General features: G+C 36.4%; 21 protein-coding genes. 20 read left to right on the top strand and 1 reads right to left on the bottom strand.

Annotated elements, in window-relative coordinates; genetic code table 11:
• Window positions 1-30: 30 nt before the first annotated feature.
• From rpmH to ABMA72_RS09295, 18 genes are all read left to right on the top strand, one after another.
• Complete coding sequence (rpmH, locus tag ABMA72_RS09380) at window positions 31-183, top strand: 50S ribosomal protein L34 (RefSeq protein WP_021267474.1); 153 nt, start codon at window positions 31-33, stop codon at window positions 181-183.
• Window positions 183-542 (top strand): ribonuclease P protein component, encoded by a 360-nt coding sequence (gene rnpA / locus ABMA72_RS09375; protein WP_392861398.1) that lies wholly within the window; start codon window positions 183-185, stop codon window positions 540-542. The genes rpmH and rnpA overlap by 1 nt, the downstream gene beginning before the upstream one ends.
• An 81-nt stretch (window positions 543-623) precedes the next feature.
• Window positions 624-2,096 (top strand): membrane protein insertase YidC, encoded by a 1,473-nt coding sequence (yidC, locus tag ABMA72_RS09370; protein ID WP_393056895.1) that lies wholly within the window; start codon window positions 624-626, stop codon window positions 2,094-2,096.
• A 6-nt stretch (window positions 2,097-2,102) separates the two neighbouring features.
• Window positions 2,103-3,665: a tRNA modification GTPase gene (locus tag ABMA72_RS09365; protein WP_393056894.1), complete on the top strand. Its 1,563-nt coding sequence runs from the start codon at window positions 2,103-2,105 to the stop codon at window positions 3,663-3,665.
• 140 nt (window positions 3,666-3,805) lie between these two features.
• Entirely contained in the window at window positions 3,806-5,647 is a 1,842-nt protein-coding gene (mnmG, locus tag ABMA72_RS09360) for a tRNA uridine-5-carboxymethylaminomethyl(34) synthesis enzyme MnmG (RefSeq protein WP_393056892.1), read from the top strand.
• Window positions 5,644-6,309, top strand: coding sequence for a 16S rRNA (guanine(527)-N(7))-methyltransferase RsmG (locus ABMA72_RS09355; protein WP_392861406.1), 666 nt, complete (start codon window positions 5,644-5,646; stop codon window positions 6,307-6,309). The genes mnmG and ABMA72_RS09355 overlap by 4 nt, the downstream gene beginning before the upstream one ends.
• A 36-nt stretch (window positions 6,310-6,345) precedes the next feature.
• The gene (locus ABMA72_RS09350) at window positions 6,346-7,197 is read left to right on the top strand and encodes an AAA family ATPase (protein WP_393056890.1); all 852 of its coding nucleotides are present in this window, start codon (window positions 6,346-6,348) and stop codon (window positions 7,195-7,197) included.
• A gap of 16 nt (window positions 7,198-7,213) precedes the next feature.
• Complete coding sequence (locus ABMA72_RS09345; protein ID WP_392861409.1) at window positions 7,214-8,179, top strand: ParB/RepB/Spo0J family partition protein; 966 nt, start codon at window positions 7,214-7,216, stop codon at window positions 8,177-8,179.
• Between the two features lie 103 nt (window positions 8,180-8,282).
• Window positions 8,283-8,615 carry a polymer-forming cytoskeletal protein gene (locus tag ABMA72_RS09340; protein WP_103218611.1) on the top strand — a complete coding sequence of 111 codons (333 nt, stop codon included), beginning with the start codon at window positions 8,283-8,285 and terminating at the stop codon, window positions 8,613-8,615.
• 144 nt (window positions 8,616-8,759) lie between these two features.
• Window positions 8,760-9,203: a hypothetical protein gene (locus ABMA72_RS09335; RefSeq protein ID WP_392861411.1), complete on the top strand. Its 444-nt coding sequence runs from the start codon at window positions 8,760-8,762 to the stop codon at window positions 9,201-9,203.
• Between the two features lie 24 nt (window positions 9,204-9,227).
• Window positions 9,228-9,755, top strand: coding sequence for a hypothetical protein (locus ABMA72_RS09330; protein WP_393056888.1), 528 nt, complete (start codon window positions 9,228-9,230; stop codon window positions 9,753-9,755).
• 16 nt (window positions 9,756-9,771) lie between these two features.
• Window positions 9,772-10,311, top strand: coding sequence for an ATP synthase F1 subunit delta (gene atpH, locus ABMA72_RS09325; RefSeq protein ID WP_392861414.1), 540 nt, complete (start codon window positions 9,772-9,774; stop codon window positions 10,309-10,311).
• A gap of 25 nt (window positions 10,312-10,336) precedes the next feature.
• A complete protein-coding gene (gene atpA / locus ABMA72_RS09320) occupies window positions 10,337-11,845 on the top strand; it encodes a F0F1 ATP synthase subunit alpha (RefSeq protein WP_103218615.1) in 1,509 nt (502 codons plus the stop codon).
• Window positions 11,846-11,862: 17 nt separating this feature from the next.
• A complete protein-coding gene (atpG, locus tag ABMA72_RS09315; RefSeq protein WP_392861416.1) occupies window positions 11,863-12,735 on the top strand; it encodes an ATP synthase F1 subunit gamma in 873 nt (290 codons plus the stop codon).
• 10 nt (window positions 12,736-12,745) lie between these two features.
• Complete coding sequence (gene atpD / locus ABMA72_RS09310) at window positions 12,746-14,164, top strand: F0F1 ATP synthase subunit beta (RefSeq protein ID WP_392861417.1); 1,419 nt, start codon at window positions 12,746-12,748, stop codon at window positions 14,162-14,164.
• A gap of 52 nt (window positions 14,165-14,216) precedes the next feature.
• Window positions 14,217-14,627: an ATP synthase F1 subunit epsilon gene (gene atpC / locus ABMA72_RS09305; protein WP_393056886.1), complete on the top strand. Its 411-nt coding sequence runs from the start codon at window positions 14,217-14,219 to the stop codon at window positions 14,625-14,627.
• 104 nt (window positions 14,628-14,731) lie between these two features.
• A complete protein-coding gene (locus ABMA72_RS09300) occupies window positions 14,732-16,291 on the top strand; it encodes a hypothetical protein (RefSeq protein WP_393056884.1) in 1,560 nt (519 codons plus the stop codon).
• Between the two features lie 41 nt (window positions 16,292-16,332).
• Window positions 16,333-16,836, top strand: a complete 504-nt coding sequence (locus ABMA72_RS09295; protein ID WP_392861422.1) for an outer membrane beta-barrel protein — start codon at window positions 16,333-16,335, stop codon at window positions 16,834-16,836.
• Between the two features lie 62 nt (window positions 16,837-16,898).
• Here the strand turns inward: ABMA72_RS09295 and ABMA72_RS09290 are convergent, their stop codons facing one another.
• Complete coding sequence (locus ABMA72_RS09290; protein ID WP_393056882.1) at window positions 16,899-18,077, bottom strand: patatin-like phospholipase family protein; 1,179 nt, start codon at window positions 18,075-18,077, stop codon at window positions 16,899-16,901.
• 78 nt (window positions 18,078-18,155) lie between these two features.
• Here ABMA72_RS09290 and ABMA72_RS09285 point away from each other — a divergent pair, with 78 nt between their 5' ends.
• Both ABMA72_RS09285 and ABMA72_RS09280 read left to right on the top strand, forming a co-directional pair.
• A complete protein-coding gene (locus ABMA72_RS09285; protein ID WP_146037886.1) occupies window positions 18,156-18,470 on the top strand; it encodes a hypothetical protein in 315 nt (104 codons plus the stop codon).
• The gene (locus ABMA72_RS09280) at window positions 18,442-19,929 is read left to right on the top strand and encodes a hypothetical protein (protein WP_393056880.1); all 1,488 of its coding nucleotides are present in this window, start codon (window positions 18,442-18,444) and stop codon (window positions 19,927-19,929) included. The genes ABMA72_RS09285 and ABMA72_RS09280 overlap by 29 nt, the downstream gene beginning before the upstream one ends.
• Window position 19,930: the final 1 nt, after the last annotated feature.

Below are 19,930 nucleotides of genomic sequence, written 5' to 3'. Positions count from 1 at the left end.
GTTAAACAGTTATAGTTAGGTAGGTTGAAGATGTCTAAAAGAACTTGGCAGCCAAAAAGAAAGAAAAGAATGAGAGTACACGGATTCCTTAAGAGAATGGAATCAGCAGGTGGGCGTAACGTTATCAAAGCTCGTAGAGCTAAGGGACGTAAGCAACTTACAGTTTCTCACGGTAAGAAATAATGACATCAGTTGATAGCACTTTTGATAAAAGTTCAAGACTGCTATCAACTGAAGATTTTTCTTATTTAAGAAAAAATTCTCATGTAGTCACTGATCGTTGGCTTCGTATTTATTACAAGCCATCACGTCTTAACTCTGAAACTTCCAGAGTCGGTTTTTCTGTTACCAAAAAAGTCGGTAAAGCTAATAAGCGTAATCTTTGTAAGAGAATAATTAGAGAATTCTTTCGTACGAGTTCCTACCGTAACAACGGTAAGGACTTTATGATTGTTGTTTCTAATCGTCTTTTTAAAAATTCACAAAATCCCAAAGAAGATCTTCGAAATTCCCTTGTGAACGCCTTTGCAAAAATTCAATAAAAGATTAACAACTCCTTTATAGCGTGTTAAAAATCTCCATACTTAAGCACTTAAGAAAATACACTCTAGGAGTATTAAAGAATGAATAATGATCAAAAACGCACTGTCTTAGCGTTTGTTCTTACTGGTGTAATTGTTTTCACATGGCAAGCACTTTTCAGTTCAAACCAACCAGTTCAACAACCAGTTAAGCAAGAACAAGTACAAACTCAAAACACACAAGGCACAGCAACGACTTCTTCATCTGAAACGAAGCCAATTGCTACGCAAACAAATAAAGCTACTAATCTAACTTCAGTAACTCTTAAAGCAGGTTCTTTTTTCTATACAGTAAATAGCGATCTTTCTTTTAGTGAAGCTGTTGGAAATAAAACTTCAATGACTTTAAAAGAGCTTTCTGACAAAGATAACTTTTTTAACTTTAAGTTAATTGATACGAATAACAATCTACAAAATTTCAACTTTGTATTTGATGAACAAACACAAGAAAATGAAGTTGTAGGTAATGACCTTAATAAGCAAATTTCAATTCGTTTAAAATTAGAAAATGATGGCCGTCTTTCTTACCAACTAAATGGTAACCAAGACTTTAAACTTTCATACAATATGTCAGCGACTGAAAAACAATCTGATAATAGAACTTATCGTCAGTATGTTGTTCAGGGAATAGATACTGATCGTTATAACTTAGAATCAGATGAGAAAGGTGAGGGGAGCTTAAAGTGGGTTGCTCTAGATTTTAATCACCATGTTTTCTTTAACGTATTTAATGAAAAGCAAACTATCAATTACATGGCCACTGAAAGTGGTGAGATCTTCTTCCAAACTGTAAATGGTAAGAAGAACTACAACGGTTATGTTCTTTATGCTTTAAAAAATTATGACTACCTTTTAGGATTTGATAATCAATTAGATCTATCAATCGATTTTGGTATCTTTGGAATCTTTGCTGTTCCAATTCTTAAAGCAATGCAAATGCTTTACACTTATGTAGGAAACTACGGTGTTGCAATTATCCTTTTAACAATTGTTATTCGTCTTGCTACTTATCCTCTTCAAGCTAAGTCTTTTAGATCAATGAAGAAGATGCAAGTTCTTCAACCAGAGATTGCAAAGCTTAAAGAAAAATATGCTGACGATCCAATGAAGCAGCAAAAAGAAACAATGGAATTATTTAAGAGATCTGGTGCTTCACCACTTGGTGGATGTCTTCCAATGGTTCTTCAAATTCCAATTTTCATTGCCTTCTATCAAGCAATTTCAAACTCTGTTGAACTAGTTGGTTCACCATTCTACTTTTGGTTAACTGACCTTAGTGCAAAAGATCCGTACTATATTCTTCCTGCTATTATGGGGATTACAATGCTTGTGCAAACTAAGCTTAATCCTTCAACTTCTGCAGATCCAAATCAACAGAAGATTATGTACATTATGCCGATCGTTTTCATTTTCATTATGAAAGATCTTCCAGCTGGTTTAAATCTGTATTTCACAGTTTCAAACATTCTGGGAATTGCACAACAACTATACGTTTACAAAACTGCAGAAGCATAATTAACCATGATATATGAAACGGATGACCTACCTATTGTCGCATGCTCGACTGGCCTAAATGAAAATACGGCCATAGGGGTTATCCGTTTATCTGGTTTTTCCAGCATTGGTTCTATAGGACCATTCTTTAAAAAAGATTTATCAAATCTAGAAATTCGCAAGGCCACTTTTACTAAGTTATATGACCAGGAAGGAAACTTCCTAGACGAAGTCGTTATTACGTATTTTAAGGGCCCAAATAGTTACAATGGTGAAAATATATTAGAGATAGCTGCACACGGTAATACACTCAATTTAAAGCGTATTATGAATGCATTCATTAACTCTGGTAACTTTCGTTTAGCAAAGAATGGTGAATTCACTTATCGAGCACTAAAGAATAAGAAGCTCTCACTTGCTCAAGTCGAAGGACTTGATGCTCTCTTAAATGCTTCTTCCTCTCTAATGCTTGATGAAGGTCTTAAACTTCTTAATGGAAGCCTTTATCAAAAATATACAGATCTCTACGATAAGTTTTTAAAACTGAAAGCGGCCGTCGAAATTAATATCGACTTTGCTGAAGATGTAGGGGAGGAACAGTCTCAAAAATTATTAGATGATGCTGTTGCTGATATTAGTGGTCATATTACTTCACTTCATCGAAGTGCTAGTGTGAATGCTAAGAGTTTAATGTCACCGGACATTGTTCTCTGTGGTGAACCAAATGCAGGTAAGAGCTCACTATTCAATTTATTCTTAAATGAGTCTCGCTCAATTGTATCTGATATTGCTGGAACCACACGTGATTATATTTCTGAATATATCAGCCTTGGAAATGAAACTTTTAAATTAGTTGATACGGCCGGACTTCGCAATACCACTGACGTTATTGAAGAAGAGGGGATTAAAAGAAGTCGTAATTTAATTGAAAATGCTTTCTATAAAATACTTCTCGTGAATATTAATGAAGTCGAAAAATATCAGTATCACGATATTAAAGAGACTCTTTTTGATGCTCTAATCTTTACACATTTTGATGAATTCAAAGGTGATATCAGTTTAGAAAAATTTAAATCAAATCTTCCAAAGGCTATTAAATACTATAGTGCCGACACTTCAAAAGGCGAGGGAAGTCTTGTAGAAATATGTGGTCCTATCGGACCAGATACACAAAGCGGTTCTATAGAACCAGTTGAAAAAGATCTTGGTCCTATGGGGGCAGACCACAAGAATGGTCCTATAGAACCAAAAGATATTTCTGGTCCTACAGGGGCAAAATCTGAAATGAATCAGAATACTGGTCCTATAGAACCAGCTCATATAACAGAGTTAATCACTCAGGATATATTATCTAAGTATTTGAAATTACGTAATAGCGATCCTATTTCAATCGAAAGACATCGTGTTGTTATCAATGATATTTATGGAAAATTCACAGAGTTTTCTAATAATATTAAGCACTTAGATGATATTGCTATTATTTCATCTGAAGTTTCGATTCTTGAAAAGAAAACCGCAGAACTCATTGGAATTATTAGTCCAGACGACACTCTTACACATATCTTTACCAACTTCTGCATAGGTAAATAATATATAAACCATTGATTTTTCTTAAAATATAGCTTAAATGTTCCACGTAGAACTTTATTATTAGAACTGCGCCTTTTGTTCCACGTAGAACAAATTATGGCAAAAGTTCCACGTGGAACACGTGTAGAATTGGAATTAATATGTTTGATGTTGCCATCATTGGTGGAGGACATGCAGGTCTTGAAGCTGCGTGGGCTGCCGCTCAATTTGATTTAAAAGTTGCAATCGTAACAATGCCTGGTGTGAGCATAGCATCGGCTCCATGTAATCCAGCAGTGGGTGGAGTAGGTAAAGGTCAGGTTGTAAGAGAGATAGATGCCCTTGGCGGTATCATGGGTAAACTTGCGGATAGAAGTGCTATCCAATATCGTACCCTTAATGAATCGAAGGGCTATGCTGTACAGTCAACTCGAGTACAGATTGATAAGGAAGTATACGCTAGGAACGCAGAAGCTGAAGTTGCTGCGAATGATAATATAACTGTTATTCGTGAGATGGTAGAGAGGGTAAGCAAGGATCAAGACTCTTTTCTTATTAAAACAGCTGAAGGTGAGTATCTTTCAAAGAAGATCGTTGTTACGACAGGTACATTCTTAGCTGGGAAGATGCATACAGGAGAAGAGCAATCAGATGGTGGTCGTGTCGACTGTCTAAAAGCCGACTCTCTTGAGAATATCTTTGTAGGTGTATCAGCACTTAAGACTAGGTTTAAAACAGGAACTCCTGCACGTCTCAAGAGAGATTCGATCGATTTTTCTAAGATGGTGGAGCAGGAAAGTGATCCCACTGCAGTAAACTTCCATTTTGGGCATGATTTAAACGAAAGATTTGTTGAACAGGTGTCTTGCCACCTTACTAAAACGAATGAAAAGACCCTGGGGATTATACGCGATAATAAAGAAAGAAGTCCTATCTTTAATGGTCAGATTAAAGGTGTTGGACCTAGATATTGCCCTTCTATTGAGGATAAGGCCTATCGTTATGAAGATAAGGATGTTCACCACGTCTTTGTTGAACCAGAATCACTAGAATTAGATACGTTTTATCCAAATGGTATCTCTACATCTCTTCCTCGTGAGATACAGCTAGACTTTATTCGCACAATCGAAGGCCTGGAGAAAGCAGAGATTGCTATCTATGGATACGCTGTTGAATACGATGTAGTCGATACAACATGTCTGGATAGAACACTTCAGTCTAAAGAAATACCAGGACTCTATTTCGCAGGACAAGTAAATGGTACTTCAGGTTATGAAGAGGCCGCTGGACAAGGCTTGATTGCAGGAGTTAATGCTGCAAGATCAGCTATTGGTGCAGAAAAGTTTATTTTAGATCGCGAGGATTCATATATTGGAGTTATGGTAGAGGACCTTGTTTCAAATAAGAGAGATGAACCTTATAGACTATTTACTGCACGTAATGAAAACCGTCTCTATGTAAGAGAAGATAATACAATTCTACGTATGAAAAAGTATCGTCAACAACTAGGATTATATGCAGATGTTGACCAATACCAAGAATCCTTTGAAAGAAGCTTTAATATCATATGGAATGTAGCTAAGAATTATACATATAAGGCCAACCCAAATAATAAAGACTATTTCACTGAAAAAGGCTATGGACCTCTTAATTCAAATATAACTCTTGCTGAGTTATCAAAGAGGGCACATTTAAATCCTGTTGATGTATTAGCAGCGGAGTTAAATGAGAATAATATGGCCTTCGATCCGAATGTTATTCGTACGGTAGCTATCTCTCTTAAATACGAAGGTTATATTGATCGTGCGCTAGTAGAGAATGCAAAGATTAATCGTTTGAGTAAGAAACCAGTTGATTGGAAGGTATTAGTAGCAAGTGAGAATATCTCATTTGAATGCCGCCAACGTATAACAGAAATAAAGCCAGAAAGTTTTGGCCAATTACAAAGAATAGTAGGGATTCGTCCTGCAACCTTAGCCTATGTAGCAGGTAATATTTTATGATGAAAGATACAGAGTTTTGCCAAAAGTACTTAGAACAAATCAATGGTCCTTTTGCAGGAATTAACTTAACAAGAATTAATACACCAGAAGAGTTTTTTGATAAGCAATATGTAGATAGTGTTAAACCTATCGAAAACGTAGCTTCACTTAAGAAGATCTATGACAAGACGAAGATCCATGTCGATATTGGTTTTGGCGGAGGCTTTCCATTACTACCACTTGCTAGTTTAAATCCAGATAAGAAGTATATTGGTTTTGAAGCAAGAGGGAAGAAGTCGAAGGTAGTTAACCAGATTGCTGAGGCCATCGGTCTTGATAATGTTAAGACTTATCATCAAAGATTTGAGAACGTATATTTTGATCGCGACTGTACTATTACATTCAAGGCCGTATCAACGATACAAAATCTTCTCCCATTAATTATCACTGATAAGACTGTAAACGTGATCTTCTACAAAGGGCCTAACTTCTATGAATTAGAAGATCTGGATTGGCTTGGAAATAAGTGGGAGATAGTTGAAGAGACGCTTGTCGACATTCCAAATACTGAAGGCCGTATGATGATTGCCTTACGTAATAAGAATGTTCTACGTGGAACAGAAATCACAAGTTTTAGAAAAAATAAAAATAAACAACTTGTCACTTTGTCTTCATTTCTTTAAAAATATAGTAACAACTATATCTTTTGGGAGACATAAATGGCTAAAATTATTGCACTCATGAATCAGAAGGGTGGTGTTGGTAAGACAACAACTACAATTAACCTTGCTGCCTGCCTTGCAGTAGCCGAGAAAAAAACTCTGGTAATTGACCTAGACCCTCAGGGTAACGGTAGTGTTAGCTTAGGGCTTGATTCAGCGCAGCATAATGGAAGCAATATCTATCATGCAATGATTGGTAAAACAGATATTCGTGAATGTATCTACGAAACTGAATTACCTAATCTTCATATCTGTCCATCTGATAATAACTTATCTGGAGCAGAGATTGAGTTAGTAAGTGAATTCGCTAGAGAATCAAAGCTTAAGACAGCTTTTATGCCAGTAATGGATTCTTACGACTATATCCTAATTGATTGTCCTCCTTCACTTGGTCTTTTAACTGTGAACGCGTTAAACGCTGCTCAGAGCTTTATTGTACCAATGCAAACTGAATATCTTGCAATGGAAGGTCTGGCACAACTTGTAAACACAGTTAAACTTATTAAAGCAAATTTAAATCCTACATTAGAAATGGACGGAATCGTCCTTACTATGTTTGATGGGAGAGCATCTCTTCACAAGCAAGTTGCAGAAGAGATTAGAAGGCACTTCGGCGAAAAAGTATTTCAATCGGTAATACCTAGAAATGTAAAACTCGCCGAGTGTCCATCTTTTGGTAAACCAATTATCCTTTACGATATTGAATCAAAAGGTTCTGAAGCTTACTTATCACTAGCTAAAGAACTTATTATTAAAGATCGTGCACAATCAGTAGAAATTCAAAATGAATTACCTCAGGTTCCTTCGACTAATGAAATCGATGGTTCACTAGCTGGTAATATTCAATAGGTAAGGGGAAGAGACAATGGCTAAGAAAATGGCGTTAGGAAAAGGAATGGGATCATTACTTGGTGGCACTCAAGGTGCTTCCAAAGCATCAAAGGCTCAAGCAGCTTTTTCTGATCTTCAAAAAGTAGCAGCAGATAATCCAGCTCCTACAAAACCAGTACTTAATACAACTCCAGCTGTACAAGTAGAAACTAATCCTTCAATGCTTGATATTACAGTTATTCATGCAAACCCAAACCAACCAAGAAAGATCTTTAAAGAAGAAGAGCTTCATGAGCTTTCTAATTCAATTAAAGAAAACGGTGTTATTCAACCACTAATCGTTGTTAAGGCCGATAATGGATATGAACTTGTTGCTGGTGAGAGAAGACTTCGTGCTTCTAAACTTGCCGGTCTTACACAAGTTCCTGTTGTTATTAAAAGAGCAACTGATCGTGAAAAGATGGTTATGTCGATCATTGAAAACGTTCAAAGATCTGATCTTAATTGTGTAGAAGAAGCTCTAGCTTACTTTGCACTAATGGAAGACTTCAACTTAACTCAAGAAGAAGTTGCAAAGAAAGTAGGAAAGGAAAGATCTACAGTAGCTAACTTCCTACGAATTCTTAAGTTACCACGCGATGTTGTTGAGTTAATTCAAAAGGATCAACTTTCATTTGGACACGCTAAGATTTTAGCTGGTGTGAAAGAAAGAGAAGATTGTATCCGTATTGCAAATAAAGCAGCTCTTGATAATCTATCAGTTCGTGAAACTGAAAAATTAATCAAGTCGGCAAAGAGACCAACAAAAGTTGGCAAAGAAGAAGAGAACTTCGACTTTTTTAATGGAAAAATGTCACAGTACCGTGAAAAACTAGAACAAAAAACTGGTTATCATTTCGGTATTAAAACAAATAAAAACGGTGGAGGAGAAGTTGTACTTAAATTCTCTAATGAAGCCGAATTTAATGATATTTTTGAATACTTACTTTTAAATAGATAATGTTTTATTGGTCCTATGGGACCAGTCTTGATGGCCGGTCCTATAGAACCAAAATTTAAATCAAATATGGTCCTATAGAACCAGCCACGGAAAGGGTAGATTTATGACACAAGGAACAATGGCAGCGATTATCGAAGACGGGTGTAAGCTCGAGGGTAATATCACACTAAACGGTGTAGGGCGCATTGCGGGAATTGTGAACGGAACTATCTTTTCAAATGATACGGTAATTATTTCCGAGGCCGCTGTAATTAATGCAGACATTATTGCTGACGTAATTATGATTAGTGGAATTGTAAAAGGTGACATCAAGGCGACTTCTCGCGTTGAAATTATCAAGCCAGCTCGCTTCGAGGGGACTATCACTACGCCTTCGCTTATCGTGGAAGACGGCGTTATTTTCCACGGTACAACGAAGATGCACGACGAGAAATAATTAAATAAATTTGATTATTTACAACTTAAATAAATATTAACAATCATTCAGAAAAAAGCGGTTTATCTTGACGATAGGCCAGATAAAGTTTAATTATTAGTGAACTTTTAACCAATCTTATTACACAATTTGGGGTAGTCACTAATGGATACTATCAATACAGTATTAAACTCTCTAGGTATCAACTCTACTTTTTTCATTCAATTGGCCATCGTTACAGTTCTTTACTTTGTAACAAGAAACCTAATCTGGTCTAAGCTTCAAGAAGTTCTTGAGAACCGTGAAGCAAAAACTACTAAAATGGAATCTGGTGCTGACGAAAAGACACGTCTTGCGACTGAGCTAGAAAATGAATATAAGTCAAAAATTGAAGGCGCTCAATCTGAAGCTTTCAACTTAATTCAAAATAAGAAAGAAGAAGTTACTAAGCGTGAAGCAGTTAAGGTAAAAGAACTTGCTAATAAGCTTGAAACAGAAGCTAACTCAGAAAAGGCAAAATACTCTCAAGAATTAGAAGAGAAGAAAGTTGCTATCATGAAAGATGCTGATGAGCTTTCATCACTTCTAGTTGATAAAATTGTACAGTAGTCATTAAAATTATAAGGATACTAAATGAAATTATTATTAGCTCTAGTTTTTAGTAATATCGTATTTGCAGCTGGTGGTGAGTACCACGGTGGTCATTTATCAGACCTACTAGTTCCTGCAATTAACTTCACAATTGTTTTTGGATTCATGGCATGGAAAATTATCCCTTTCATGAAAAACTCATTTGTAGAAAAAGCAGATTCAATTAAGGATCTTGTAGAGTATGCAGCTGAGAAAGATGCAAAAGCAGAAAAAGTATTATCAGCTTCAAAAGCTAAGCTAGATAATATCGAAGGTGAGAAAGAACAAATTATCACAAACGCAAAAAAAGATGGTGATAAGTTCGAAGAAACTTACGTTCAAGAAATCAAAGCATCAATGGAAAAAATGGAAGTAGATTCTTCACACAAATTAGAATCTGAAAAGAAGATGATGCTTAAGCAACTTAATGAATCGCTATTAGATGAAGTAATTTCTAAAACAAAGAATAAAATTCACTCAGATAGTTCATTATCAAATAAAGCAACAAGCAATTTAATTTCAAGACTATAGTTCTAGGGTTAGTAAGATGAAAGAAAAGAATGTAGCCAAAGCGTATGCAAAAGCGATTTTCAGCCTAGGTAAAGAGTCTAATATTAATACAGCACAAGAGCTTACTGCTCTTACAGAAGTAATCAATGCAAGTAATGATTTAGAAAACGTAATGTTTCTAGATGTATTTACTGTTGAGGAAAAAGCTTCTGTTCTAAATGATGTATTAGCAAAGTTAGGGCTTTCTCAAGTTGTAAAATCATTTATTAATTTCCTACTTCAAGAAAAGAGAATTGGTATTCTACCTCTAATCTTTAAAGAAGTTATCGTTATGGATGATCATGAAAAAGGTTTCATGAGAGGAACAATTGAAGGTAATGCAGATTCAATTGATACTGAGTCACTTAATAAGATTAAGTCTTTTATTAAGTCACAACTTGGATCAGAACCTGAGTTAACTTATACAAAAAACGAAAAAATTACAGCAGGTGTTCGTGTGACAGTTGAAGACTATCAAATCGATGCATCTGTAGATAAACAACTTAATACTTTAAAAGAATCAATTATAAATGGCTAATGGCCAATTATTGTAGAGGTAAATGATGTCAATGAATCCAGAAGAAATTACGAGCATTATCAAAGACAGAATTGCTAACTTCGAAACTAAACTTCAAGTAGACGAAGTAGGTACAGTTCTTACTGTTGGTGATGGTGTTGCTAGAGTTTTCGGTCTTAAAAACGTAATGGCCGGAGAGCTTGTAGAATTTGCTACAGGTACAAAAGGTATGGTTCTAAACCTAGAAACTAACAACGTTGGTGTTGCAATTCTTGGTGATGATCCAAAAATCACAGAAGGTTCAACAGTAAAAAGAACTCAAAAGATCGTTGAAGTACCAGTAGGTGACGCTCTTTTAGGTCGTGTTGTTGATGCTATTGGTAATCCAATTGATGGACAAGGTGAAATCGTTTCTGAACACTCAAGACGTGTTGAAATTAAAGCTCCAGGTATTCTAGGTAGAAAATCTGTACATGAGCCACTTCAAACAGGTATTAAAGCGATCGACGCTATGATCCCAATCGGACGTGGTCAACGTGAGCTTATCATTGGTGACAGAAAGACAGGTAAAACTGCTGTTGCAATCGATACAATCATCAACCAAAAAGGTAAAGATGTTGTTTGTATCTACGTAGCTATTGGTCAAAAGAACTCAACAGTACGTCAAGTACAACAAAAACTAAAAGAAGCTGGTGCTCTTGATTATACAATCATCGTATCTGCAACTGCTTCTAACTCTGCACCACTTCAGTACCTAGCACCATATACTGGTTGTACTATGGGTGAGTACTACAGAGATAGCGGTAAGCACGCACTAATCGTTTATGATGATTTAACAAAACAAGCACAAGCTTATCGTCAACTTTCACTACTTCTTAGACGTCCACCAGGACGTGAAGCATTCCCAGGGGACGTTTTCTACTGTCACTCAAGACTACTTGAGCGTGCGGCGAAACTATCTGATGACCTAGGAGCTGGTTCACTAACTGCACTTCCAGTTATTGAAACTCAAGAAGGTGACGTTTCTGCATATATTCCAACAAACGTAATTTCGATTACAGATGGTCAGATCTTCCTAGAAGGTGACCTTTTCAACTCTGGTATCCGTCCGGCCGTTAACGTTGGTATCTCGGTATCACGTGTTGGTGGTTCTGCTCAGATTAAAGCAATGAAAAAAGTTGCTGGTACTCTAAGACTTGATCTTGCTCAGTACCGTGAACTTCAAGCTTTCGCGGCTTTCGGTTCAGATCTAGATGAAGCGACTCAAAAACAACTTTCAAAAGGTGAGAGACTTGTTGAGCTACTTAAACAAGCACAATATTCTCCATTTGATGTTATCGACCAAACTGTATCTGTATACGCTGGTACAAAAGGTATGTTCGACTCAGTACCTGTTGATAGAGTAAGAGATGCTGAAAAAGATCTTCTAGATCACCTAAATACTTCTCACTCAGATCTTATGAGTTCACTAAGATCAGAGAAACAAATCTCTGGTGAGAATGATGGTAAATTAGCAACTGCAATTAAAGAATTTATTGCAAGTAAGAACTACTAATTAATTGAGGAGCCATAATGGCAAATATTAAGGATCTTAAAAAGAAAATCAAAAGTACTAAGGGTACTTTAAAGATTACGGAAGCTATGAAACTTGTTTCAGCTGCAAAGCTAAACAAGGCTCAGAATGCTATTCTGAATGCGCGTCCTTATGCAAATGAATTAGAAGATTCAATTAAGACAATTTCTGCTTTAGTTGAAGGTTACAATCACTCTTTCTTAAATAATAACGAATCTAAGAAAGAAGTACTTCTTGTAATTTCTTCAAATAAAGGTCTTTGTGGTGGTTATAACTCAGGTCTTGCAAAAGCTGTTAAAGCTTATCTTGCAAACCATGAAGATACGAACAACCTTGAAGTTCACTTTATCGGTACTAAAGTAAAAGAACTTGTTGTGAAACTTGTTAATGAAGGTGAAACTTATGGTTTTGAAAGAACAGAACCACAATTTCACGAAGTTCAAACTATTGCGACTAAGCTTTCTGAGCTTTTCGCAACTGGTGAAGTAGGAAAGGTAAGTATTGCTTACAATATCTTCCATTCTGCTATCCAGGTTGAACCAACTGTTAAACAAGTACTTCCAATGACTCTTGATTCATCTGAAAGAGATGAGCTAAAGGAAAAGTATCCGTTTGATTTCAGATACAACCCTGGTGCTGAAAATATTTTAGATGGCCTTATCCCAGAAGCATACACAAGTGCAATGTGGACTGCAGTATTAGATGCTACAGCAGCAGAGCATGGATCACGTATGTCAGCAATGGATAGTGCCGTTGGAAACTGTAAAGATGCAATTAGAACACTAACTATTAAAATGAATAAATTGAGACAAGCAGCGATTACAACTGAACTTATTGAAGTTGTATCTGGTGCTGAGTCCCTCAATGGTTAAGGAGCGTAGAATGTCACAAGCAAAAGGTGTTATTCGTCAAGTTATGGGTCCTGTTGTAGACGTTGAATTTGCTGATGGAAATTTACCGGAAATCTATAACGCCCTTTTAGTTACAAACTCAACAATCAACGACAAAGAAAATAACCTTGTTCTTGAAGTTGCAACTCACCTAGGTGATAACGTTGTTAGAACGATCGCTATGGACCAAACAGAAGGTCTTTCAAGAGGTTTAGTTGTTACTGACTCTGGTGCTCCAATTCAAGCGCCTGTAGGACGTGAGTGTCTTGGTCGTATCATCAACGTAGTTGGTGAGGCTATTGATGAAGCTGGTGAATTAGGTAATAAGAAATCTTATTCAATCCACAGAGAAGCTCCATCATTTGAAAATCAATCAACAAAACTTGAGCCATTCTTTACTGGTATTAAAGTTATTGACCTTCTTGCTCCATACCTAAAAGGTGGAAAGATTGGTCTATTTGGTGGTGCTGGTGTTGGTAAAACAGTTCTTATTATGGAACTTATCAACAACATTGCTACTCAACACGGTGGTTTCTCAGTATTCGCAGGTGTTGGTGAAAGAACTCGTGAAGGAAACGACCTTTACGAAGAAATGAAAGAATCAGGAGTTATCGATAAGACAGCTCTAGTATATGGACAGATGAATGAGCCACCAGGTGCACGTGCACGTGTTGCTCTTACTGGTCTTTCTCTAGCGGAATACTTCCGTGATGAAGAAAAACAAGACGTACTATTCTTCGTTGATAATATCTTCCGTTTTACACAAGCTGGTTCAGAGGTATCTGCACTACTTGGACGTATTCCATCTGCCGTAGGTTACCAACCAACTCTTGGTACTGAGATGGGTGCTATGCAGGAGCGTATTACTTCAACTAAAGATGGTTCGATTACTTCTATCCAAGCTGTATACGTACCTGCCGATGACTATACTGACCCGGCTCCAGCAACTACATTCGCTCACCTTGATGCGACTACTGAACTTTCACGTTCAATTGCTGAAAAAGGTATCTACCCAGCGGTAGACCCACTTTCGTCATCTTCAACAATTCTTTCTCCAGCTATCCTTGGTGATGATCACTATGATACTGCTCGTTCAGTTCAACAGATCCTTCAAAGATATAAGGAACTTCAAGATATCATCGCGATTCTTGGTATGGATGAACTTTCTGAAGAAGATAAAGTACTTGTTGGTCGTGCAAGAAAGATTGAGAAATTCCTTTCTCAACCATTCTTCGTTGCTGAGCAGTTTACAGGTATCCCAGGTCAATTTGTTGATATCAACGATACGATCAAAGCATTCAAAGCTATCTTAGCTGGTGAATGTGATGAAGTTCCTGAGCAAGCTTTCTACCTTGTTGGTAACCTAAACATGGTATATGAAAAGTGGGAACAACTTAAGAAGGATGCTTAATAAGTAGCAAGTTCCATGGGGCAACTCATGGAACTACGCAAAGGATTAATAAATGAGTAACTTTGTTGTAAATATTCTAACGCCTAGCTCAGTTGTTGCGAAGAACGTACCAGCAGACTCAGTTTTCATCCCTACTTTAAAGGGTGAGATTGAAGTTCTTGATGGTCACACTCACATTGTTGAGAAGCTAGCTACTGGTAGCGTTGCTGTACATGGTGATGATTCTGAAAGATTTTTCACTGTTACTAACGGTATCGTAAAGGTTTTAAACGACCAAATTACTATCCTATCTCTGACTTCAGAAGAAAACTGTCAGATTGATGAGGAAAGAGCTACAAATGCACTAATTTACGCTCGTGAAAAGCTGAAAGGAACACTAACTGATGAAGAATTAGTTAAGTACCGTCGTAAGCTTGAAAGAGCGGAACTTAGATTACAACTAGTTAAGCAAATTTCGAAATAATAGATTAGGCCCTGGAAACAGGGCCTTTCTTTTGCCAATTAGAACTCACCGGCAATTTCTGCCCCTTTAGTCTTAAATATCCCAATAGTGAGAAAATAGAGCTAATGATTATTAGGTTTATTTATCTCTTCATTTCTTTATTTTTAGCAAATGCGTATGCATTAAGTGGCGGAGATATAGTTACTCTTAAGCCTAAGAGTTTCGATGTTAAAGAAACATTTGAATTACATAAACGTTTTGTCCCACCGATCGCTTATCAAGGGCATGTTGAATCTGATGAAATTGTTATGGCAAGTTCTGGGGTTCAAAAAGGTGCTAAGGTAAGTGGTAATATTAAAGATGAGGAAGAACTCGTTTTCTTTTCTTACGGCGATACTAAAGGCAAAAAAGAAGCTCTTAAGAACCCTTCTGCTTTAACGAAGGCACCAATTGTTAAAGTTAAGCCAACAGCATTAGGAAAACCTAAGAATTATAAACCAGTCATCGATTTTTCAAGCTTTATTCAGTCAGCTGCACGTAAGAAAAAATCAGTTTCAAATTTCAAAGTAAAGTTACGTGAGTTCGGGCCTAAGGGTATTTCAAAGAATAATTTAACGGATTTTGATTTAGTTCCTACGTATAACTTGAATGAGCTATTTACTGATGCAGGGATGGGTGAAATTACTATTCCAATTTCTAGCGATGATAGCTTTTCAACTTTTCGGGGTTCAGTTGCTGCCCAAGGAATTATTAGAACAAATTTTGAGTTAAGTGCACGAAGTGATACGACCTTTGATATTCCTGTTATTAATGGTGATTACCTTTTCAAGATATTAGAAAAGAATAAAGTGAAAGAAGAAACAGGGGCCCATATTTTAGTGGATCTTGGTGATAAGATTGATACGTCTACTTTCATGGGTAGCTTCAAAAAGAAGGTCTTTCTTAATCGAAACTTTAAAGAAGTCGATCCTGGAGATGCCTTTGTTTACGAGCTCTACCTCGATGTTGAATTAGGAAATCATTTAATTAAGTATATGGACTTTAAGGGCAAGGTTGCACAAAAAATTATCCATCTTGTTCAAGATGAAATTACATATGAGGCACCTTTACTCTTAGATGCGAAGGCCATTAATTTTTCTGTTTATGAAGAAAATCTTGCAGCTAAGACACTGCAGTCTTTGAACTTGAACGATAATGATATTCGCTACTTTAACCGTGAAATTTCGGCTTCTAAAGTTGGGCTTAATCGCTATAAAATTCTTACCCCATTGCGGGATGCCAGTTTTAAACACTATATTGAAGTTGGTAAAGAGACCTCGGTCTTTGTGGGATTCAACGATATTAAGAAAGTCGTGATTCCATCTATTGAGTATATTGATTACTTAAAAGAGCTCTTTCAAAATCGGGCCGATAATGGTGCATGTGTTATTCAAATTAATTTGAATAATCCATTAGTTGGTTTTGAAGCTTATATGTCGTCACAGCGGCCATCCGGTTCCTATGATTTTTACTATATGGACAAGGATGGAACAGTTAGTGCCGAAATAACAGGACTTACGGAGAAGGTATTTGTGATCTCCCATGATTACGGGATTATGAATACGAAAATTGACTCTGGGGAAGGCAATATTCAATACACCCAAAGTTTCTGTACTGAAGGATTATATATTATTGAAAATATCTAGTTTGAGAGAATATTACTAGATTTATCTTATGAGGAGATTGTATGAAAAAGATTTTAGTTGCAATGATGATTATGATTGCTGGTTTCCAAGCACAAGCTGGAATTTATGTTGAGCCATACCTAGCTTATAATATTCTAGGTGATACTGATGGTGATGATACTACTGGTACAAATATCGGTGGTCGTTTAGGTTATTCACTTCCAATGCTTGTAAGTTTTGGACTTGATTACAATATGGGTTCATATACTATTGATGATGCAACAGGTGATGTTGATGCTGATACTACTAATCTAGGTGTATTCGTAGCAGTTGATCTTCCAATTCTTTTAAGAGGATATGCAAGTTATTACTTCTCTTCTGATATTGAAGCATCAGGAGCAAGTTTTGATGGTTCAGGAGTTGCTGTTGGTGTTGGTTTCACAATGCTTCCATTTGTATCACTTAACTTAGAGTACCGTGCAATGAGCTACGATGGTGCAGGTGGTTTCCCGGACTTTGATGGAAAAGAAATCCTAGTTGGAATTTCAGTTCCACTTGATCTTTAATCAATAAAAGATTTTAAATATGAAGGCCCACTTATGTGGGCCTTTTTTATTTCTTTAAATTTCTAAGATTCGTATTCTTTATTATTAAATATTTCCATTGTTCGCTTGTAGCCAGCTTCAAGCATCTTAGTCATCTTTTTAGGGTTTAAGCTGAAGATATCAGCGAAGAAAAGATTGTAATCATCATGTTTTGGGAAAATATCGATAAGCTTTACATTTGGGTTAAAATTGAGCTTTCGTTCGATGATTGAAGTAATATGCCTGCGTTGTTCGTTGCTAAATTTTTCATTGAGCATATACTGATTTACAGTATCAATAATATCTTGGGCCGCAATTCTCCTTGCTCTTGAATCAACGATTTTCTTTTGAATCATCAGATAAATAGCTTGAGTACAAATTGCTGGAAGGCCATAGTTTGCAAGGGATCCAATCTCATCATGGTAATGATAAGGTGTATGAGTCCAACTTGAAATGATATACTCACAATTATTATCAACAGCAACGTGAGTTGAAAGAGTTTCACGAATTTCACCATCAATATAAAAGTCAGTAGTATCTGTTACCGTATTATGAATTGGGTACGGACTATAAAAAGGCGGCACACTCATAGAAGCAGTTGCAGCTTCAGCTATTGGTATATCTGTATAGTAATGAGCTGTTGGGTCATGGCCAGGATTTGGATAATTATAGCGAGAAAAGATAGTCTTTCTTGAATTATCTAATTGTGTAGCAATGATAAAGAGATCTGCATCGTAATCATCGAAGTTATTTGACTTAATGATATTTTCTATAATGTAATCGTGTAACCCTTGTGTAGAGAAAAGTCCCGAAACTGTCATGATTGGCTTTAAAAGGCTTTTGATAACAAGAGGGAAACCATCTAATGGATCGTAGAGATTTGGATGGTGGGGCTTTAAATTTGGCCTTTTAAGTGAAAGCATATCCTTGTATGTAATTGGCTTCAAACCAGATTTGTTTTTATGAATAAAAGCTTCAATGACTTCAAGTGGTGAATGGCCAGAGGCCAAAAAGAGACTGATTAGGGCCCCTGCACTCGAACCAACATAAGTTGAGATTTCATAATCAGGATTTACATCAGAATGATTATGCTTGAATGTAAATCCAAGGTCGTGAAGTGCCCAACTTACTCCAAGGTGCCATGCGGCAGCTTTAACGACACCGCCCGAAAGAACCAGGGCAGTCTTTTTATTCCTGAAGTTTTCTATATCAACTCTGTTCATAAAAAAATTATACTCGAAATACGAATTTATGTATTGATAATTTTTGGCAAAGCACGTCAAGTTGGTTAAAATTAAGAAATGATTTGGATGGACATAAATGACTATTCATTGTTGAAGGGAATCTCAATATCAACAATTCGTCGCTATATAAAAAGAGATAAATTAATTTGGAAATTTGATCAGGGAAAATATCTGATTCAAATGAACGAGTGGGAATATAACGATTCACTAAGTGCATCGAACGCCATCGTATACCTAAAGCGTTTACAAGAAGAGCATGAACTTCTTAAAAAAGAATTAATTAAAACCAAGCAAGAAAATAATGAATATAAAATGCTCGTAGATCTCTACGAAGGTCGTCTCAATGAAAACAATCAAATTACTTATAACTAGTTTTTTACTTTTACTAGCACTTGATACTTTTGCTGCACCAAGCGCACGTCGTTGTATGGTTCTACCTGTAAGAGACTCTGTCGGTGGAGCACTAGGTTATGAGGTCTTTGCTAAAATTGAAGGTTACCTAAAATCATCACGTTGGTGCTATTACCAATATAATTCTGAAATTATCAATATTTTATCAAATTATAAGAAGAATCTAGATGCGGCCTTAGAGAATCCAAAAGTTTTAAAATTGGTTTCTGAAAAAACAAATGCTGGCTCATTAATTAAAGTTAAAATTGAAAGCCTTCCAAAAGGTGTTGCTGTTAATATGCAAATCTTTGGAGCTAATGGTAGAGATATCTACTTCAATGAAAAAATTGAGCTTAATAGTGACGATCCTGGATTAATTGCTCAGACGGCCAATAATTGGCTCGATCAATATGAAAAACAAATTCCATACGATGCTCGTGTACTTGGTGTTCTAGGACAACAGTTCTCAATTGATCTTGGAAAAGATGCCGGTATCTTTACTGATTATGAAGTAAAGGTTGTACGTCCGATGCGACGTCGAAAGCACCCACTTCTTCAGGAAGTCGTTGACTGGGAAACAAAAACAATTGCTACAGGTAGGATTATTCATGTTGGTGAATCACTATCTCAAGTAAAAGTACTTCGCTATGAAGACAAGAGTCTTATTCAAGCTGAAGACTGGGTATTAATTTCTAAGAATACAAAAGAATCCGAAAAGAGAGATTTAAAATATGATCCAGTTGAAGGTAATGATCGTACATCTTCATTTGGTCGATTAGGTGAATTTGGACTGGCCCTTAAGATTGGGACAGGATCAAATAATAATTCATCAATTTCAAATGGAACAAAATCAATTAACGGAGTTGATTTTGCAATCGCCTTTGATAGTGAGCTGTGGCTTACAAGAAATTATTGGGTTGGCCTAGAATTAGAAAAAGGTTTTGGAAAGTATTCAAAAGATGCAGGTAATTTAGTCTCTGATAGTAACTCGATGGACTCATCTCGTTTTAGATTACTAGCAGGTTATAAATATCTTCCAATGGGCTTCTTCTATGGCCCACAAGTTGATGTCTTCTTTGGTTACGGATCATATACACATGGTTTTGATAATCAAGTAGCAGATGGATTTACTGAAATAAACTTTAGTGGAATCTTAGTCGGTGCCAGAGCAAGTATGCCACTGGTTAGAGGAATTAGAATTTATTTCCAATTCGATTTTATGCTTGATCCTGGTTATGAAGAAGATGTTTCGATTTTTGGTAGTGCAAAAGATACAAGTAACTTCCACGTTGCTGCTGGTGCTGAATATAAGTATGGACCAAATATCAATCTATACGGTGGAATCGATTACTTAAGCGATAAAGCTGAATTTGCAAGCGACGGTACTAAAGTAACTGTTAAGAACACGGCCCTAAAGGGTGGTGTGAAATTTGCTTTCTAAA

The sequence above is a fragment of the Halobacteriovorax sp. CON-3 genome (assembly GCF_043196995.1).
Taxonomy (GTDB): domain Bacteria; phylum Bdellovibrionota; class Bacteriovoracia; order Bacteriovoracales; family Bacteriovoracaceae; genus Halobacteriovorax_A.
Note: the sequence above shows the minus strand (reverse complement) of the source record. Positions and strands in the feature narration are given on the sequence as shown.

Coding starts and splice junctions, on each gene's coding strand:
- rpmH (WP_021267474.1), top strand. CDS start 31: ATGTCTAAAAGAACTTGGCAGCCAAAAAGAAAGAAAAGAATGAGAGTA.
- rnpA (WP_392861398.1), top strand. CDS start 183: ATGACATCAGTTGATAGCACTTTTGATAAAAGTTCAAGACTGCTATCA.
- yidC (WP_393056895.1), top strand. CDS start 624: ATGAATAATGATCAAAAACGCACTGTCTTAGCGTTTGTTCTTACTGGT.
- ABMA72_RS09365 (WP_393056894.1), top strand. CDS start 2,103: ATGATATATGAAACGGATGACCTACCTATTGTCGCATGCTCGACTGGC.
- mnmG (WP_393056892.1), top strand. CDS start 3,806: ATGTTTGATGTTGCCATCATTGGTGGAGGACATGCAGGTCTTGAAGCT.
- ABMA72_RS09355 (WP_392861406.1), top strand. CDS start 5,644: ATGATGAAAGATACAGAGTTTTGCCAAAAGTACTTAGAACAAATCAAT.
- ABMA72_RS09350 (WP_393056890.1), top strand. CDS start 6,346: ATGGCTAAAATTATTGCACTCATGAATCAGAAGGGTGGTGTTGGTAAG.
- ABMA72_RS09345 (WP_392861409.1), top strand. CDS start 7,214: ATGGCTAAGAAAATGGCGTTAGGAAAAGGAATGGGATCATTACTTGGT.
- ABMA72_RS09340 (WP_103218611.1), top strand. CDS start 8,283: ATGACACAAGGAACAATGGCAGCGATTATCGAAGACGGGTGTAAGCTC.
- ABMA72_RS09335 (WP_392861411.1), top strand. CDS start 8,760: ATGGATACTATCAATACAGTATTAAACTCTCTAGGTATCAACTCTACT.
- ABMA72_RS09330 (WP_393056888.1), top strand. CDS start 9,228: ATGAAATTATTATTAGCTCTAGTTTTTAGTAATATCGTATTTGCAGCT.
- atpH (WP_392861414.1), top strand. CDS start 9,772: ATGAAAGAAAAGAATGTAGCCAAAGCGTATGCAAAAGCGATTTTCAGC.
- atpA (WP_103218615.1), top strand. CDS start 10,337: ATGTCAATGAATCCAGAAGAAATTACGAGCATTATCAAAGACAGAATT.
- atpG (WP_392861416.1), top strand. CDS start 11,863: ATGGCAAATATTAAGGATCTTAAAAAGAAAATCAAAAGTACTAAGGGT.
- atpD (WP_392861417.1), top strand. CDS start 12,746: ATGTCACAAGCAAAAGGTGTTATTCGTCAAGTTATGGGTCCTGTTGTA.
- atpC (WP_393056886.1), top strand. CDS start 14,217: ATGAGTAACTTTGTTGTAAATATTCTAACGCCTAGCTCAGTTGTTGCG.
- ABMA72_RS09300 (WP_393056884.1), top strand. CDS start 14,732: ATGATTATTAGGTTTATTTATCTCTTCATTTCTTTATTTTTAGCAAAT.
- ABMA72_RS09295 (WP_392861422.1), top strand. CDS start 16,333: ATGAAAAAGATTTTAGTTGCAATGATGATTATGATTGCTGGTTTCCAA.
- ABMA72_RS09290 (WP_393056882.1), bottom strand. CDS start 18,077: ATGAACAGAGTTGATATAGAAAACTTCAGGAATAAAAAGACTGCCCTG.
- ABMA72_RS09285 (WP_146037886.1), top strand. CDS start 18,156: ATGATTTGGATGGACATAAATGACTATTCATTGTTGAAGGGAATCTCA.
- ABMA72_RS09280 (WP_393056880.1), top strand. CDS start 18,442: ATGAAAACAATCAAATTACTTATAACTAGTTTTTTACTTTTACTAGCA.